At 54.4% G+C, this 2,500-nt stretch carries 1 tRNA gene and 2 rRNA genes (1 of these 3 cut by a window edge); all 3 read left to right on the top strand.

Going from position 1 to position 2,500, the window contains the following annotated elements:
- Positions 1-2,004: ribosomal RNA gene (locus AC2FLU_RS16985) — 23S ribosomal RNA — on the top strand; it begins 826 nt to the left of the window's first position.
- Positions 2,005-2,186: 182 nt separating this feature from the next.
- Positions 2,187-2,301: ribosomal RNA gene (gene rrf / locus AC2FLU_RS16980) — 5S ribosomal RNA — on the top strand.
- 122 nt (positions 2,302-2,423) lie between these two features.
- Positions 2,424-2,500: transfer RNA gene (locus AC2FLU_RS16975), tRNA-Met, on the top strand.

The raw sequence follows: 2,500 nt of genomic DNA, 5'->3' as shown, positions 1-2,500 counted from the left end.
GCTGGTTCTCTGCGAAATCTATTTAGGTAGAGCGTCATCCGAATACCCCGGGGGGTAGAGCACTGGATGGGTAATGGGGCCCCACAGGCTTACTGATCCTAACCAAACTCCGAATACCCGGGAGTACTAGATGGCAGACACACTGCGGATGCTAACGTCCGTAGTGGAGAGGGAAACAACCCTGACCTACAGCTAAGGCCCCCAATTCATGGCTAAGTGGGAAAGCAGGTGGGACGACCAAAACAACCAGGAGGTTGGCTTAGAAGCAGCCATCCTTTAAAGATAGCGTAACAGCTCACTGGTCTAAATAAGTTGTCCTGCGGCGAAGATGTAACGGGGCTCAAGCCATGAGCCGAAGCTTAGGATGCCGTAAGGCATGGTAGCAGAGCGTAGTGTGACATAAGACTTATCCTCTTTAGTGTCTTTCGGGGCACCTTGGAGGATCGAGTCTTTTCGATGAAGCCGGCCTGTGAGGGATCCGGTGGAGAGATCACTAGTGAGAATGATGACATGAGTAGCGACAAAGAGTGTGAGAGACACTCTCGCCGAAAGTCCAAGGGTTCCTGCTTAAAGCTAATCTGAGCAGGGTAAGCCGGCCCCTAAGCCGAGGCCGAAAGGCGTAGGCGATGGGAACTAGGTTAATATTCCTAGGCCAGGAGGATGTGACGGATCACAGGTGTAGTTCAATCTTATCGGATTGATTGGGCTGCTGAGTGGTTCCTGGAAATAGCCCTCCATCAGACCGTACCCTAAACCGACACAGGTGGACTGGTAGAGCATACCAAGGCGCTTGAGAGAACGATGTTGAAGGAACTCGGCAAAATACCTCCGTAAGTTCGCGAGAAGGAGGCCCGGTTCCTAGGCAACTAGGGGCTGGGGGCACAAACCAGGGGGTGGCGACTGTTTATTAAAAACACAGGGCTCTGCGAAGTCGCAAGACGACGTATAGGGTCTGACGCCTGCCCGGTGCCTGAAGGTTAAAAGGAGAGGTGAGAGCCTTGAATTGAAGCCCAGGTAAACGGCGGCCGTAACTATAACGGTCCTAAGGTAGCGAAATTCCTTGTCGGGTAAGTTCCGACCTGCACGAATGGCGTAACGACTTCCCCGCTGTCTCCAACATCGACTCAGCGAAATTGAATTGCCTGTCAAGATGCAGGCTTCCCGCGGTTAGACGGAAAGACCCCGTGCACCTTTACTACAGCTTCGCACTGGCATCAGGATTGTGATGTGCAGGATAGGTGGTAGGCTTTGAAGCAGGAACGCAAGTCCCTGTGGAGCCTCCCTTGAGATACCACCCTTCGCACTCTTGATGTCTAACCGCGGTCCGTTATCCGGATCCGGGACCCTGCGTGGCGGGTAGTTTGACTGGGGCGGTCGCCTCCTAAAGCGTAACGGAGGCGCGCGAAGGTTGGCTCAGAGCGGTCGGAAATCGCTCGTTGAGTGCAATGGCAGAAGCCAGCCTGACTGCAAGACTGACAAGTCGAGCAGAGTCGAAAGACGGCCATAGTGATCCGGTGGTCCCGAGTGGAAGGGCCATCGCTCAACGGATAAAAGGTACGCCGGGGATAACAGGCTGATACTGCCCAAGAGTCCATATCGACGGCAGTGTTTGGCACCTCGATGTCGGCTCATCTCATCCTGGGGCTGGAGCAGGTCCCAAGGGTACGGCTGTTCGCCGTTTAAAGAGGTACGTGAGCTGGGTTTAGAACGTCGTGAGACAGTTCGGTCCCTATCTGCCGTGGGTGTAGGAGACTTGAGAGGAGTTGCCCCTAGTACGAGAGGACCGGGGTGAACGATCCACTGGTGGACCAGTTGTCGTGCCAACGGCAGTGCTGGGTAGCTATGATCGGACAGGATAACCGCTGAAGGCATCTAAGCGGGAAGCCCCCCTCAAAACAAGGTCTCCCTGAGGGCCGTGGAAGACCACCACGTCAATAGGCCGGAGATGTAAGCGCAGTAATGCGTTCAGTTGACCGGTACTAATCGCCCGATAGGCTTGATTTGATCCAGTAATGGAAAGACAAATCAAAGACATACACACCTTGAGTTGGATAGCTGTGTCGCGCCAAGCGACACTGTTGATTGACATAACAACCGTGCAGGAACGCGCATCCGCTTCGCGAATACGCTGCCTCCTGCGCGTCGCCTTTTTGCAAAGCAAAAAGAGCGACGGGGATTTTCCTCGGTTTGGTGGTCATAGCGCAAGTGAAACACCCGGTCCCATCCCGAACCCGGAAGTTAAGCACTGCCGCGCCAATGGTACTTGGGCTTAAGCCCCGGGAGAGTAGGTCACCGCCAAACCTAGTAAAATCCCCAATCTCTCAACACGATCAAAACATACTCGACCCAGGCCTCAAATCGCGTAAGCAACAGGCCAGCCAACGGTCTCAAGTAGCCGAACAGGCAATAGACCACTAAAGTGTCGCGGGATGGAGCAGCCCGGTAGCTCGTCAGGCTCATAACCTGAAGGTCGTAGGTTCAAATCCTACTCCCGCAACCA

The organism is Ruegeria sp. SAZD013 (assembly GCF_059612525.1).
This window is presented reverse-complemented; position numbering and strand designations above follow the sequence as displayed.